This is a genomic window from Chelatococcus sp. KU-N122, assembly GCF_055391085.1.
Genome location: NZ_AP043981.1, coordinates 2,831,765 through 2,845,156 on the forward strand (window position 1 = coordinate 2,831,765; position 13,392 = coordinate 2,845,156).

Sequence of the window (13,392 nt, forward strand, 5' to 3'; positions counted from 1 at the left end):
GGGTGCTGGCCCAGGTCACGGGCGCTTGATCAGCGGGCATTTGCTCTGCTCGAGCGGACGGAACGCCTGCGGCCCGGGCGTCGTCTTGACGATCTTGAACAGGTCCCATTCGCCCGTGGACTCGGCGGGCGTCTTGACCTGCAGCAGGAGGATGTCGTGCAGCATGACGCCGTCCTCGCGCACCCGCCCGTCCGGCACGATGGCATCCTCGACCGGCAACTCGCGGATCTTCCGGGCGATGTCGTCGCGATTGTCGGATCCGGCCGCCGCGACGCTCTTCAGGTAATGCGAAACGGCGGAATAGACGCCCATCTGGATGGAGCTCGGCATGCGGCCGTTGTGGCGCTTCTGGAACCGCTCGGCCCAGGCCCGCGTCCGGGGCGTCTGGTCCCAGTAGTAGCCGTCGGCGACGAGCAGGCCCTGCGCCGTCTTGAGGCCGACCGAATGAGCGTCGTTCAGGTAGAACAGCCCGGTCGCCAGCCGCTGGCCGCCGCCGACGATGCCGAACTCGTTGGCCTGCTTGACCGAGTTGATGGTGTCGGCGCCGGCGTTCAGCAGCGCCACGACATTGGCCTTGGAGGCCTGGGCTTGCAACAGGAACGACGAGAAGTCGGCGGTGTTCAGCGGCGTCTTGACCGAGCCGACCACCGTGCCGCCGCTCGCCTTGACGGCGGCGGAGAGGTCCGCGGACAGGGCCTCGCCCCAGGCGTAGTCGACCGGCAGGAAGAACCAGCTCTTGCCGCCCTGCTCCGTCACCGCCCGGCCCATGCTGTTGGCGAGCGCGTAGCTGTCGTAGACCCACATGAAGCCGTAGGGCGAGCACGCCTCGGCGGTGAAGCGGGAGGTGCCGCCGCCGGCGGCGATGAGGATGCCGGACGTGTTGCGCACGATCTCCTGCACCGCCAGCAGAATGCCCGAGTTGGGCACGTCGACGATGAGATCGACCTTGTCCGCGTCGAGCCACTTGCGGGCGATGGTGTTGGCCACGTCCGGCTTCTGCTGGTGGTCGGCGAAGATGAGCTTGACCGGCTTGCCCAGCACCTGGCCGCCGAAATCCTCGACCGCCATGCGCGCGGCGACCACGGAGCCCTGGCCGGTGATGTCGGCGTAGGGGCCCGACTGATCGTTGAGGACGCCGATGGTGATGCCGTCGGGGCCGGCGACGGCGGTCCCGGCTCCTTGCAGAAGCGCCAGGCCCAGTGCCGCCGTTGCCCAGCCGAGCCGTCGCTGCTTGTTCATGCTCATTGTCTTGCCTCCCACTCCGCTTATGCTTGTGACGACAATCACCCGATGGCTATTTGCTGCCGATTGACCGGCTTCCGCCGGTCATGCGAGCGCAAACACCGGGATCTGCTCCTGGCACCCGACCAGGCTCACGCGCCCGCCGAGAGGAGCGTGCTCGGGAACCTCTCGTAGCCGGCCGGTGATGCGGACGCCGGCGTCCAGGTCGACGATGGCGACGCAATAGGCGCCGTGCTCGCGAAAGCTCTTGGGCGGGCGCCGGATCACGGTCCACGAGACCAGCGTGCCGGCACCGTCCACCGGCAGCGGCTCCAGCGCGCCGGCGCAGGCGGGGCACACGTCCCGTGGGCCCGGGTCGAGGCGGCCGCAGGCGCTGCACTTCAGGATGTCGAGCGAAGCCATCGGGTCAGGCGTCCAGGCGCTTCAGGATGTTGACGGTGCAGGCGACGCCGGTGCCGCCCAGGTTGTGGGTCAGGCCGAAGGCGGCGTCGCGGACCTGGTTGGGATGGGCGCCGCGCAGCTGCAGCACCGTCTCGTAGATCTGCCCGATGCCGGTCGCGCCGACCGGGTGGCCCTTGGCCAGCAGCCCGCCGCTCGGGTTGATCGGCCGGTCGCCGCCGATACCGGTCCGCCCCTCGCGCGCCCAGGCGGCGCCTTGGCCGCGCGGGATGATGCCCAGGTCCTCCGAGTCGATGATCTCGGCGATGGAGAAGCAGTCGTGCAGCTCGACCAGGTCGATCATCCGCGGCTCGATCCCCGCCGTATCGAACGCCTGTCGGGCCGCGCTCACCGTGGCATCGAAGCTGCAGAGGTCGCGGTGGCCGGCAATGCGCGGGCTGCCGCGCGTCTGCACCGATGCGGCGATCTCCACCGGCTCGGCCGCCAGCTCGGCGCTGAGGTCGGCGGCGGCGAGCACCACCGCGGCCGCGCCGTCGCTGACCGGGCAGCAGTCGAACAGCCGCAGCGGGTCGCAGATCAGCGGCGAGGCCGTGATCTCCTCGTCCTGGAGCGCGGCGCCCATCTGCGCCAGCGGGTTGCCGAGGCCGTTGCCCTTGTTCTTGCGCACGACGGCCGACAGCTCGGCCCGGCCCACCCCGTGCCGCTCGCCGTAGAGGCGCGCGGCAAGCCCGAACAGGCCGGGGAAGGTGAGGCCGCTCACGCCGTCGGCGGCGTTGTCCATGGCGCAGTTCAGGGCGGCGGTGACGCTGGCCGTGTCGGCGTGGGACATCTTCTCGGCGCCGACGGCGATGGCGACGTCGCACAAGCCCGTGGCGACCGCGAGGTAGGCGTGGCGGAAGGCGATGCCGCCGGAGGCGCAGGCGCCTTCCACCTTGGTGCATGGGATCTGCGCCAGGCCGAGCCCGTCGGCGACGAGACCCGCCAGCACCTCCTGGCCGGTCAGCGGCCCGGCGATGAAGTTGCCGAGGTAGAGCGCGCCGACGCGAGCGCGCTCGAGCCCGGCCTCCGCGAGCGCCTGGCCGGCGGCGCGCACGGCGAGCGAGGTGATCGTGGCGTCGCCATGGCGGCCGAAGGGGGTGGAGCCGATGCCGGCGACGAGGACGCGTCTCATGGTGTCGACTCCTCTGCGAGAAGCTGCTGCCTGAGCTCGGTCTTGAGGACCTTGCCGTAGTTGTTCTTGGGCAGCTGGGCGACGAAGCGGTAGAGCTTGGGCCGCTTGAACCGGGCGATGTGCGCCAGGCACAGTGCGTCGAGCTCGCCCTCGGCCACCGCCTGCCCGGGCTTGCAGGCGACGAAGGCGACGACCTCCTCGCCCCAGTCGGTGTGCGGCCGGCCGATGACCGAGACCTCGAGGACGGCCGGGTGGAGCAGCAGCACCTCCTCGACCTCGCGCGGATAGATGTTGGTGCCGCCGGAAATGATCATGTCCTTCGAGCGGTCGCGCAGGGTGAGAAAGCCGCGCTCGTCGAGCGAGCCGAGATCGCCGGTGCGCAGCCAGCCCCCCTGCAAGGCCGATGCGGTGGCCTCGGCATTGCCGAGGTATTCCTTCATCACGCAGTCGCTGCGGGTCAGCACCTCGCCGACTTCGCCCACGGCCAAGTCGACGCCCTCGTCGTCGGCAATGCGCACCTCGACGCCGGACCGCGCCACGCCGCAGGTCGCGAGCAGCTCGTCATCGCCGTGCAGGGATTTGGCCAGGCCGGTGATGGTCATGGGCGACTCGCCCTGGCCGAAGAGCTGGAACAGCCGCGGGCCGAAGATCTCGACCGCCTTGCGCAGATCGGATTGATAGGTGGGGCCGCCGCCGTAATAGATCGTCTTCAGGTTCTCGATCTTGGCGCGGCCGATATCGGCATGATTGATGAGCCGCGTCAGCATGGTCGGCGCGGCGAAGAACGTCACGTTCCGGTACTGCTGCAAGGCCTCCAGGATCTGCTCGACCTCGAACCCCGCCTGGATGACCTGGTGGCTGCCCTTGAGCAGGTGCGGCAGGCCGTAGAGGCCCGAGCCGTGCGACATCGGCGCCGCGTGCAGCTTGGTATCGCGGTCGTCGACCTGGTCGATATCCGCGTAATAGACGTTGCTCATGAAGATGAGGTTGCGGTGGGTGAGCACGGCGCCCTTGGGCCGGCCGGTGGTGCCGCTGGTGTAAAAGACCCAGGCAGGGTCGTCGCTGGCGCGCTCCTGCGGCGTCAGGCGGTCGGAGCCCAGCAGCGCCCGGTAGTCGTCCGTCCCCGTCTGGATGATGCGCAGGCCTTCGACGCTGTCGGTCACGGGGGCAGGATCGTCGAGCAGCCCGGGCGTCGTGAAGAGCAGCCTGGCGGCGCAATTCTGGACGATGAAGGCAACCTCGCGCGCGTGCAGCTTGGCGTTGATCGGCACGGCGACCAGCCTCGCCGTCCATGCCGCGACGAGCACTTCGAGGAACTCGCCGCAGTTCTCCATGTAGAGCGCCACCCGGTCGCCCGGCCGGGCGCCGCGTTTGGCCATGGTGAAGGCGATGCGGGCCACGCGATCGATCCACTGGCCGTAGGTGAGGGTGCCGCGCCCGTCGGTGACGGCAGGCCGATCGGGCAGCGTCCTGGCCACCGCGAACAGCAACGATGCGAGATTCATCCCTAGACCTTTACTCACGAGTAGGGTAGGCTGATTTTCAAGTAACCTATCCGCCTCCGTGGTCGCACGCAAGGGCCTGTCGGGGAATCGTGTATGGAGACAGGATGAGCCTGACCGAGGACATGCGGGCGGCCGGCACCGACCCGTTCGATCGCACGCAGCAGCGTCTCCGCAAGCAGGCGGCGGTGCTCAAGGCGGCGGCGACGGCGTTCAACCGGCGGGGCTTCGCCAATACGTCGATGGACGAGGTGGCCGCGGCGCTCGGCATCTCGAAGCCGTCGCTGTACCAGTATTTCAAGAGCAAGCAGGAGATTCTCTACCAGTGCCATCTGCTCGCGGTCGAGCATGGCGAGGCTGGTGTCGCCGAGGCCAGGTCGATCGCCGGCTCCGGCCTGGACAAGTTCCTGACCTATGTGCGCCGATATCTGCGCGGTTATTTCGACGACCTCGGCAGCTGCGCGGTTCTGCTCGACGTCTATTCGCTCTCCGGTGACCATGTGGACGAGATCGTCCGGCGCCGGGACGGTGTGACGCAGGCGGTCAAGGAGTTCATCGAGACCGGCATCGCCGACGGCAGCATCGTCGACTGCGATCCCACGCTGGCCACCTTCTTCGCCTTCGGCGTCGTGAACTGGATGTCGGTCTGGTACCGGCCGACCGGCGCCCGGTCCCCGGACGAGATCATCGAGACGTTCACCCGGCTGCTCACGTCGGGCATGGCGATCCGGCCTCCAGCCTGCGAGTAGCGGACGGCCGCGCCCCGCTGGCGGCTCTCGCATGCACACATCACGCGGCGGCCGATTCTGCAGCCGTGGCGGCAGTTGGACCCGACCCCCACCAGTCCCTCCGCTGCGCCCAAGAGCGCTGCGCGCTCCTGATTCAAAAAACAGGAGCATGTCCCGAGGGACATGCTCTTGACAGCCCCCACAAGGGGGAGGCCGGTCGTCCAGCCGCCTTGCCAACTCTCCACGCTCATAAAATGAGGCTCCTTCCTCCCCCCACGAAGTGGGGGGAGGGGTATGGTTGGGGGGCGCTCCAGCTGCTGAGCACTTTCAGAACAATAACTTACGGGCCAGGCGGCCAGATGGAGTCCGAAGCCCTGCTTGACGTCACCCATCTGGATGATGATTATCATGCAGATTGCCGGCGGGCGGATGGCGCCCGACGTGAAGGGCGTCGTCATGGACGGCCCGAGGCTGGGATCGGGAGGCGCTGATGGCGGTGCTCAGGATTTTCTCCTACCTGCCCAATCCGCGGATCTGGAAGGCGACGATCGCAGCCCGCCTCGTTGGCGTCGAGGTCGAGGTGCGCGGCGCCAAGTCGACGGACCTGGCGCAATGGCTCTGGGATTTCGATGCCCATCCGCTGACCGAGCAGGAGCGGGCGGCGCACGGCGATCTGGCGCGCGTCGGCCGGGTCGGCTTCCGCGGCACGTCCATCCTCAAGACCGACGCCTTCCTCGACGCCCATCCGTTCGGCACCGTGCCGGCCGCCTTCGGCCCGGACGGCGGCGTCGGCATCTTCGAGTCGAACAGCATCATGCGCGCCGTGGCGCGGCTCGGCGGCCCGCAGAGCACGCTCTACGGCCGCGACCCCTACGAGGCCTCGCGCATCGACAGCTTCCTCGACGCCAGCCTCGCCTTCGGCCGCGATGGCCAGCACTACCTGCTGGCGCTCATGGCCAAGACCGTCTCGGCGGAGACGCACGGGCGGGCCCGCGACGCCTTCCAGGTCTACATGGCCGGTATCGACCGGGCGCTGGCACCGGCGCGGGCGTTCATCGTGGGCGACGCGCTGACGCTCGCCGACATCTGCTTTGCGACCGAGCTTTGTCTGTTCTCCAACGAGCGGGCCCGCCAGGACGTCCTTGCGCCGCAAGGCCTGACGTCGGTCTGGGACGGCGAGGTCGGCGCGGCGTACCCGCGCGCCACCGCGCACTTCGCCCGGCTCTGCCGTCACCCGGCCTTCGCACCGGATATGGCGGGCTACCTGGAGAAGCTCGAGCGCCGTTCAGCGGCCGATCCGGCTTGATTGCCGGTCGCGCTGCCCTCATCTCAGCCCTTCGGAGCGCCTCATGACCCAATCGTTAGACCTTCCGCCGCTCGATCCGCCCGCGCCCAGGGGCAGCCTGCTCGTCGTCGGCGTGGGGGCCTCCAACGGCCTCGGCGCGGCCATCGCCCGGCGGTTCGCGGCCGGCGGCTATCCGGTCGCCATCGCCGGCCGCAACGCGCCGAAGCTCGAGGCGACGGCCGCGGAGCTGCGCGAGGCGGGTGCCCGTGTCGTCAGCGTGGTTGGCGATGCGTCAGCCGCCGGCGACGCCCGCCGCTTCGTGGCGGCGGCCCAGGAGCTCGCCCCGCTGGCCATCGCCGTTCACAACGCGGGCAGCAACCGCCCGGCGCCGTTCCTGGACATCAGCGAGCAGCGGTTCGAGGGCCACTGGCGCGAGCATGCGCTCGGCGGCTTCCACGTGGCGCAGGCGGTGCTGCCGGCCCTAGTCGGGCGCGGCGGCGGCAGCCTCATCTTCACCGGCGCCAGCGGCAGCCTGCGCGGCAAGGCGGGCTATGCGCCGTTCGCTGCCGCCAAGGCCGCGCTGCGGGCCATGGCGCAGAGCATCGCCCGCGAGTTCGGGCCGCAGGGCGTGCACGTCGGCCACGTCGTGGTCGACGGCGGCATCGACGGCGACCGGCTGCTGTCGGTCCGCCCGGACGTCAAGGACCAGCGCGGCCCCGACGGCCTGCTCAACATCGCCGCCATCGCCGAGGCGTACTGGACCTTGCACCACCAGCACCGCAGCGCCTGGACGCTCGAGCTGGATCTGCGACCCTGGGCCGAGCCGTTCTAGAGCTTGCGGCGCTGTGTGATGGCGACGCGCTGATCGCCAAGACGCGTTCCGGTCAAACGAGGTAGTAGGCGAGCTTGGTCGCGCCGACGTCTTCCCAGTCGGCAGGTGCAGCCCCGGTGGAGCGCGCTTCGACGGCAGCAAGCGCGTAGGCGCGCCGGATGGCCTTCAACGTCGCTGAATAGTCCTCCTGCTCTTCCGTGAAGATGCGGTCTGACGGCAGATGCCCGGTTATGCCGATGCGCGTAAGGGCGGCGAGCAGATCGGGACGAATGCCCGCCAGCAGCACGGTCAAGCCCCGTCGCTCCGCGTCTTTCAGGAAGATATCCAGGGTTTCGAGCGCCACGACGTCGGGATTGCGAACGCGTTTGAGGCGCAGCACGATGAACTTGATGTGCTGCCGCTCGGCCTCCGCCGCCGCCGCTCCAAGAAAGCGCTCGATGTCCGGAGCAGCGCCAAAGAAGAACTCGCCCTCGAAATCGTAGATCAGGACACCCTGGCTCGGCGGGTCGCTGGGAACGCGAGCCCGCACCACACGCTCGGGCGTGACCACCAGTTCCGCGGCCTTCAGCTTCGACGCGCGCGTCACGTACCACGCCACCGACACCGCCGCGCCGATCAGGATGGCGAATTCGATGTTGATCGCGACGGCGGCGAACGCGGTCGCGATCAGCAACGCCGCGTCATAGCGCGATCCGCGCAGGATGTAGCGTAGACGCTCGACGTCGAACAGCCGCGCCGCCGCCACGACCAGCAGTCCTGCCAACAAGGCCTTGGGAACGTAGGAGGCGAGCGGCGCCAGGATGAGCACGGTGACGGCGACGAAGGCGGCGGTGAAGAGGCCCGAGAAGCGCGTGACGGCCCCCGCCTGATAGTTGATGGCTGTCCGCGACAGCGAGCCTGCGCCTGGCATGCAGCGGAAGAATCCGCCGACGAGATTGCCGAGCCCCGTCGCCAGGATCTGGCGATTATAGTCCAGTTGTTGGCCGGACTTATGGGCGATCGCCTTGGCGATGGCCAGAGCTTCCAGGAGGCCGAGCAAGGCGATGGCGGCGGCGCTGGAGCTGAGGTCGATCAGCCAGGAGCCATTGATCTCCGGAACATGGAACTGCGGCAGGCTCGACGGTACGGCTTCGATGAGCGCAATGGCCGGCTTCGAGCCCGGCGCAGAGGTGGACCAGCCGGCCAGATAGGCGAAGACCGACACCGCGATGAAGACGAACAGCATGTCGAGCTGCGGCAGGTTGAAACGCCGGACGGCCTTGCGGGACAGGATGGCGAGCACGATGGCGCTGCCGCTGATCACCACCGCCTTGAGGTTGATCGGTGCATCCTGAACGAGGGTCAGATAGAGGCGCTCCAACACGTGCTGATGCCCGGTGCCCTGGGCCTTGACCCCGAGCGCGCTGGCGACCTGCCCGATGATCGTCAGCGTCGCCGCGCCGATGATGAAGCCGGTGACCACGGATTCCGAGATATAGCGGGTGAGATCGCCGAGCTTGGTGACGGCGACGACGATCTGCACCACGCCGATCATGATCGCCAGCAGGAACATGGCCTCGTAGGAGTCGAGCCGCGCCTGCGGGTCGAAGATGGCGAGGGCACTGAACACGACCAGCGACACCGCCCCGGTCGGGCCGTTGATGAGATGGCGCGACGAGCCGAAGATCGCAGCCACGGCGGTGAACACGACCGCGGTATAGAGCCCGAAGCGTGGATCGACGCCCGCAACGAGGGCGTAGGCCATGCTCTGCGGCAGCGAGAGCGCGGCCACGGTCAAGCCGGCAAGGGCATCCTTCCGCACGATGTCCAGCGTGCCGGCGGCCAGCCATCGCCTTGCCGGCGTCGGCTCTTGTCCGGCGGGGACCGCGTCGGAGACGGAGATGTCAGCCATGTCTGATCCTCGCATGGGGGGGCGGCGACGGCCTCGGCGGAGGCATGGCCGCGCGGCGCGGAAGCTCGATCGAAGGTCGGCGCGGCGTTCATGTCCATCGCCGCCGGATAGGCCGTGCAGTGCTACTCGGTGCGCGGTTTCGGCGTATAGACGGCATCGATGATCCCGTTGTCCCCGAAGAAGCGGCGCTGTGCGTCGGACCAGTCACGTGCGATGGCCGTTATGGAAAACAGCTCGATCTTCTTGAGACGGTCCGAGTGCTTTTCCAGTATTTTTGGGTTGATCGGACGGTAGCCTTCACGCGCGATGATGTCCTGCGCCTCATCGGTGAACAGAAACTCCAGGTAGGCCCGGGAGGCAGCGGCACTATTGTGCTTGGCGACATTGGCGTCGACCCAGGCCACGGCCGGTTCGGCGAGAATGCTGACCGGCGGATAGACGATCTCGAGCTGCGCCTTCGGATCGCCCGCTTCGCGCAACGCCTCGTTCTCCCAGGCCAGATGCACGTCGCCCTTCTTCTCGACCGCGAAGGCGACGCCCGTCGAGCGCGCCGCGGGGTCGAGAAACGGTGTGTGGGCGTAGAGCGCCTTGAGGTAGTCGCGCGCCTGGCTCTCGCTGCCGCCGCGCGTGACGACCGCCCCCCAGGCCGCCAGCGCTGCGAGCTTGCCGTTGCCGGAGGTCTTGGGGTCGGGAACGATAACCTCGACACCATTCTTCACGAGGTCCGGCCAATCGCGGATGGCGTGGGGATTGCCGCGCCGCACCACGAAGACGATCGTCGAACGATACGGCTGCGAACGGTTGGGCAGCCGCGCCTCCCAGCCGTCCGCGATGAGACCCTTGTTGTGCAGGGCTTCCACGTCCGAGGGCAGGCCGAGCGTGACGACATCGGCCGGCAGTTGGCCGGCAATGACGAGCCTCGCCTGATAGGATGAGCCCGCGTGCGATTGCTTGATGCCGATGCTCGATCCCGTCTCCTTCTCGTAGGTCTCGGCGAAGCGCGCATTGAGGCGCTCGTAGAGCTCCCGCGTCGGATCATAGGAGACGTTGAGCAGATAGCGGGCGGCGTGCCCTTCACTGTTTTCGATGGCCAGCAGCGCTCCGGCCACGAAGACCGCGGCGACGGCGCCGACGTTGATCCACGGGATTCCCATATTCGCCCTCGCCGGCAACAGAGCTGCTCAGCTTCGACAGCGCCGACGGTCTGCAAGAATGAGACAAATCGCTTAGCTGCCTTACCTTATCGATATTATGGCGGTGCTGTCGCATGTCAATAGCACTGAAATAGACGTCTCACCTAGTCGAGTCGTTTGTGGTCGAGATTCTCATCATATTTGATTTGATCTCGCAGAAATATTTCAATATCAATCGAATATACATAAATCGAATCTAAATTATCGGAGTCTCGCGAAACTATCATGCTATGCGTCGGCGGCCGCACATTCATCGCGGTCGAACGGCTAAGTCATTGCATCCTTACCGGCGGGCCCGTCCGCGATGTTGCGAATCCCCCGGCCGCTCTCCGCCGGCAAGCCGCGAAACGGACGTGTACGAGCCAGGTCCTCGACGCCGGGCTCCTCGTCGTCGTGTCGGAGCGGCTTCGCCTGAGGGCTCCGACGGGGCTAGAGCATGATCCCCAAAAGTGGACACCGGTTTTTGGGCAAGATCATCCTCACGACAAATACTGAGAGCAGGATGATAATTCAAAGAAAAGTCATTCGGCTCTAGGTGGCCGAGTGAGCCGCGAGATATTCGGCCAATTTGTCCTTCTCCCGCCGCACGGCGGCCGCCTTGCGAAGCGGCAAGAGCCCGTTGCCAAGCGCGAGAAGACCGCCGATCTGGTTGAACACCATCGAATGCATCACGCCGAAGCCGCCGAGGAAAGCGCCGCCGATGCAGATGAGATTGGGAACCAGAATGAGGCCCCAGCTGCGGTTGATGTTGCGCCGCAGATCCGTGGACACGTCGCGCAGTTGAAGCAGCTTGGTCAGGCTCTCTTCCATGAACACGACCTGTGCCGTGTCCGTCGCGATGCTGGAGGCGCCGCGCAGCGAGATGGAGACATTGGCCTTCTTCAGGGCGATGGAGTCGTTGACGCCGTCGCCGATGAAGCACACCGTCCGCCCCTCCTTCTGCAGCAGCTCGACATACTTCGCTTTGTCCTGAGGCAGGACCTCGGCAAAGTAGCGGTCCATGCCCAGCTTGTCGGCGAGCTTGCGCGTGGGTTGGTCATGATCCCCCGAAATAATGGCGAGGTGCTTGGCGCCCCGCGCGCGCAGACCGGCGATGACCGCTTCCGCCTCGGGCCGGTCGGCCGCGCGCATTTCAATGGCGCCGCCCAGGGCATCGTCCACCCCCACCATGATCAGTGAATGACCAAGCCCGTGGACCCGCTCCATCTCGCCTTCGAGCGCGGCCGGCAGGCGGATACCCTCGTGCTTCATGAAGCGGGCGCTGCCGACGCGCACGATGTGCCCGTCGACGCCGACGGAAATGCCGTAGCCCACCTGGTACTTCGAATCGTCCGTCTCGGGCATGGGCAGGCCGAGAGAGCCAAACTTGTCCAGAATCGCCTTGGCGATGGGATGGCTGAACTTGTTTTCGGCCGCCGCCGCCCATTGCAGGATCTGCTCTTCGGCGTGGACGCCGTACGTCAGCACGCTCGCCACCTCCGGACGCTCGCGCGTCAGCGTGCCGGTCTTGTCGAACAGGAACGTATCGACGCTGCTCATCAGCTCCAGCGCGCGCCCGTCCTTGACCAGGATGCCGTGCTCGGCGCAGAGCGTCAGCGAGGTGAGCATGCCGATGGGCGCCGCCACGCGGATGCCGGTTCCCAGGTCGCAATTGACGATGGCTGCCGCACCGTTGATCCCGGTGGTGGCGATGCCCAGGGCCCCCAGCGCCAAGGTCGGCACCACGGCCTTGTCGGCCAGCTCCTCGCCGCGGGACTGGGAGCGCAGCTTGTAGCCGGCGGTATCGTTGAGAATCCGTGTCAGCTTGGCGGAGGTGGTCTCGTCGCCGGCACTCGTCACGGCGACGCTGACCTTGCCGGCGAGCACGGTCGTCGACGCGAACACCTTGTCGCCCTTCACCTTCTCGGCCGGCGCGGATTCCCCGGTCAGGGTATGCTGGTCGATCATGGCCATGCCGTCGACGACTTCGCCGTCGACCGGCACGGTCTCCCCCGTATGCACGACGATGATGTCGTTGACCTTGAGCTTCTCGAGGGGCGTCTCGACTTCGACGCCGTCGACGGCGAGCCAGACGAAGCGCGGCTGCTTGCCGAAGACGTTGAGCAGCATCTTCTTGGAATCGTCTTCCGTCTTCTGGACGAGCTTGCGCGCGACGCTCAGGCTCCACGCCAGAATGGTGCCAGCGAGCACCTGGTTCGTGGCGAGGCAGACGATGACGACGATGGCATCGAGCACGTCGACGCCGAGCCGCTTCTCCTCGAAGACCACCTTGTAGGCGTTCTTGAAGCTCGGGATGACCGAGTACAGGAACACGGCCGCGCTGAGCGGCGACAAGGCAGGCACAAGGAACCTGGAGATGGCGGCGAGGCCGACCGACGCCGTGGCGATCGGCAGGTCCAGGTCGATCGGAGTCGTCGGGATATCCGTCGACCTGTCCAGCACGTCGTCAAGGATGTCGACGAGCTGACGCTTCTGAATGTGCCGGGGATCGTAATGGATGAGAACGCTGCTGGTGAGCTCGTTGGTCGAGTAGCGGTCGACACCGAAGACCTTCATCAGCTCCCGTTCGATCGCCTGGCACAGCTCACGCCTGCGCAGCAGCGCGGGATGGCGGAAGCGGATGCGCCCCTCGATCTCATGCTTGACCGACCAGCTCGACAGCTTCTGGCCGTAGCGGCTGAGCCGGACCACGTCATCCGTCGACTGCGCGAAACTTGACGGGAACACCAGTGGCTCGGAGGTGTCCGACGGCGGCTTGCCGTGCGACAGGACATGCGAGATCCGCCGGATCAGCGCCGGGCCCGCCGCGTCTCCTGCCTGTAGCGAGATGTCCGCCTGCTGCCGGCCCGCGTCGATCTCCACGTGCGCAACTTCCGGCGCGAGGAAGGCGCGCTCGAAGAATTGGCGGGCGATATCGCTGCGCGGATCGGAAAACAGCGTGGCGCTGTGAAAGCGAATGCGGTCGGCCTGGGGAAATGAGATGTGCAGGTCCGCGCCGGCGAGCGCCGGGCGGGGAGGGCGCGCCCGGCCGCGCGATGCCGGGCGCGCGGCTCTCGCAGCATGGTCGAAGCTCTTGGCCCGCGTCGCAGAGCGCGATCGTGCCCGCGGCGACACCTGCGAGACGTGGGATGCCTTTGGAATGCTCATGA

10 protein-coding genes are annotated in these 13,392 nt (G+C 67.3%); 3 read left to right on the forward strand and 7 right to left on the reverse strand.

From position 1 onward, the window contains the following. Nucleotides 1–15 precede the first annotated feature (15 nt). From ACZ5PO_RS12745 to ACZ5PO_RS12760, 4 genes are all read right to left on the reverse strand, one after another. Entirely contained in the window at nucleotides 16–1,245 is a 1,230-nt protein-coding gene (locus tag ACZ5PO_RS12745) for an ABC transporter substrate-binding protein (RefSeq protein ID WP_464193917.1), read from the reverse strand. 81 nt (nucleotides 1,246–1,326) lie between these two features. Next, on the reverse strand, nucleotides 1,327–1,644 hold the full coding sequence (locus ACZ5PO_RS12750) for a Zn-ribbon domain-containing OB-fold protein (RefSeq protein ID WP_464193919.1): 318 nt from the start codon (nucleotides 1,642–1,644) through the stop codon (nucleotides 1,327–1,329). A gap of 4 nt (nucleotides 1,645–1,648) precedes the next feature. Further along, complete coding sequence (locus ACZ5PO_RS12755) at nucleotides 1,649–2,812, reverse strand: thiolase C-terminal domain-containing protein (RefSeq protein WP_464193921.1); 1,164 nt, start codon at nucleotides 2,810–2,812, stop codon at nucleotides 1,649–1,651. Next, nucleotides 2,809–4,317 (reverse strand): AMP-binding protein, encoded by a 1,509-nt coding sequence (locus ACZ5PO_RS12760; protein WP_464193923.1) that lies wholly within the window; start codon nucleotides 4,315–4,317, stop codon nucleotides 2,809–2,811. Before ACZ5PO_RS12760 ends, ACZ5PO_RS12755 begins: the two co-directional genes overlap by 4 nt. A gap of 104 nt (nucleotides 4,318–4,421) precedes the next feature. On the opposite strand from ACZ5PO_RS12760, the gene ACZ5PO_RS12765 reads away from it, so the two are divergent. The 3 genes from ACZ5PO_RS12765 to ACZ5PO_RS12775 all read left to right on the forward strand — a co-directional run bounded on the left by ACZ5PO_RS12765 (nucleotide 4,422) and on the right by ACZ5PO_RS12775 (nucleotide 7,159). Next, complete coding sequence (locus tag ACZ5PO_RS12765) at nucleotides 4,422–5,063, forward strand: TetR/AcrR family transcriptional regulator (RefSeq protein ID WP_464193925.1); 642 nt, start codon at nucleotides 4,422–4,424, stop codon at nucleotides 5,061–5,063. 469 nt (nucleotides 5,064–5,532) lie between these two features. Beyond that, nucleotides 5,533–6,348 (forward strand): glutathione S-transferase family protein, encoded by an 816-nt coding sequence (locus ACZ5PO_RS12770; RefSeq protein ID WP_464193927.1) that lies wholly within the window; start codon nucleotides 5,533–5,535, stop codon nucleotides 6,346–6,348. A 43-nt stretch (nucleotides 6,349–6,391) separates the two neighbouring features. Then, nucleotides 6,392–7,159 (forward strand): SDR family NAD(P)-dependent oxidoreductase, encoded by a 768-nt coding sequence (locus ACZ5PO_RS12775; RefSeq protein ID WP_464193929.1) that lies wholly within the window; start codon nucleotides 6,392–6,394, stop codon nucleotides 7,157–7,159. Between the two features lie 52 nt (nucleotides 7,160–7,211). Here the strand turns inward: ACZ5PO_RS12775 and ACZ5PO_RS12780 are convergent, their stop codons facing one another. From ACZ5PO_RS12780 to ACZ5PO_RS12790, 3 genes are all read right to left on the reverse strand, one after another. Then, complete coding sequence (locus tag ACZ5PO_RS12780) at nucleotides 7,212–9,050, reverse strand: SulP family inorganic anion transporter (RefSeq protein ID WP_464193931.1); 1,839 nt, start codon at nucleotides 9,048–9,050, stop codon at nucleotides 7,212–7,214. Between the two features lie 122 nt (nucleotides 9,051–9,172). Further along, on the reverse strand, nucleotides 9,173–10,204 hold the full coding sequence (locus ACZ5PO_RS12785; protein WP_464193933.1) for a sulfate ABC transporter substrate-binding protein: 1,032 nt from the start codon (nucleotides 10,202–10,204) through the stop codon (nucleotides 9,173–9,175). A 570-nt stretch (nucleotides 10,205–10,774) separates the two neighbouring features. After that, nucleotides 10,775–13,390: a heavy metal translocating P-type ATPase gene (locus ACZ5PO_RS12790; protein WP_464193935.1), complete on the reverse strand. Its 2,616-nt coding sequence runs from the start codon at nucleotides 13,388–13,390 to the stop codon at nucleotides 10,775–10,777. Nucleotides 13,391–13,392 lie beyond the last annotated feature (2 nt).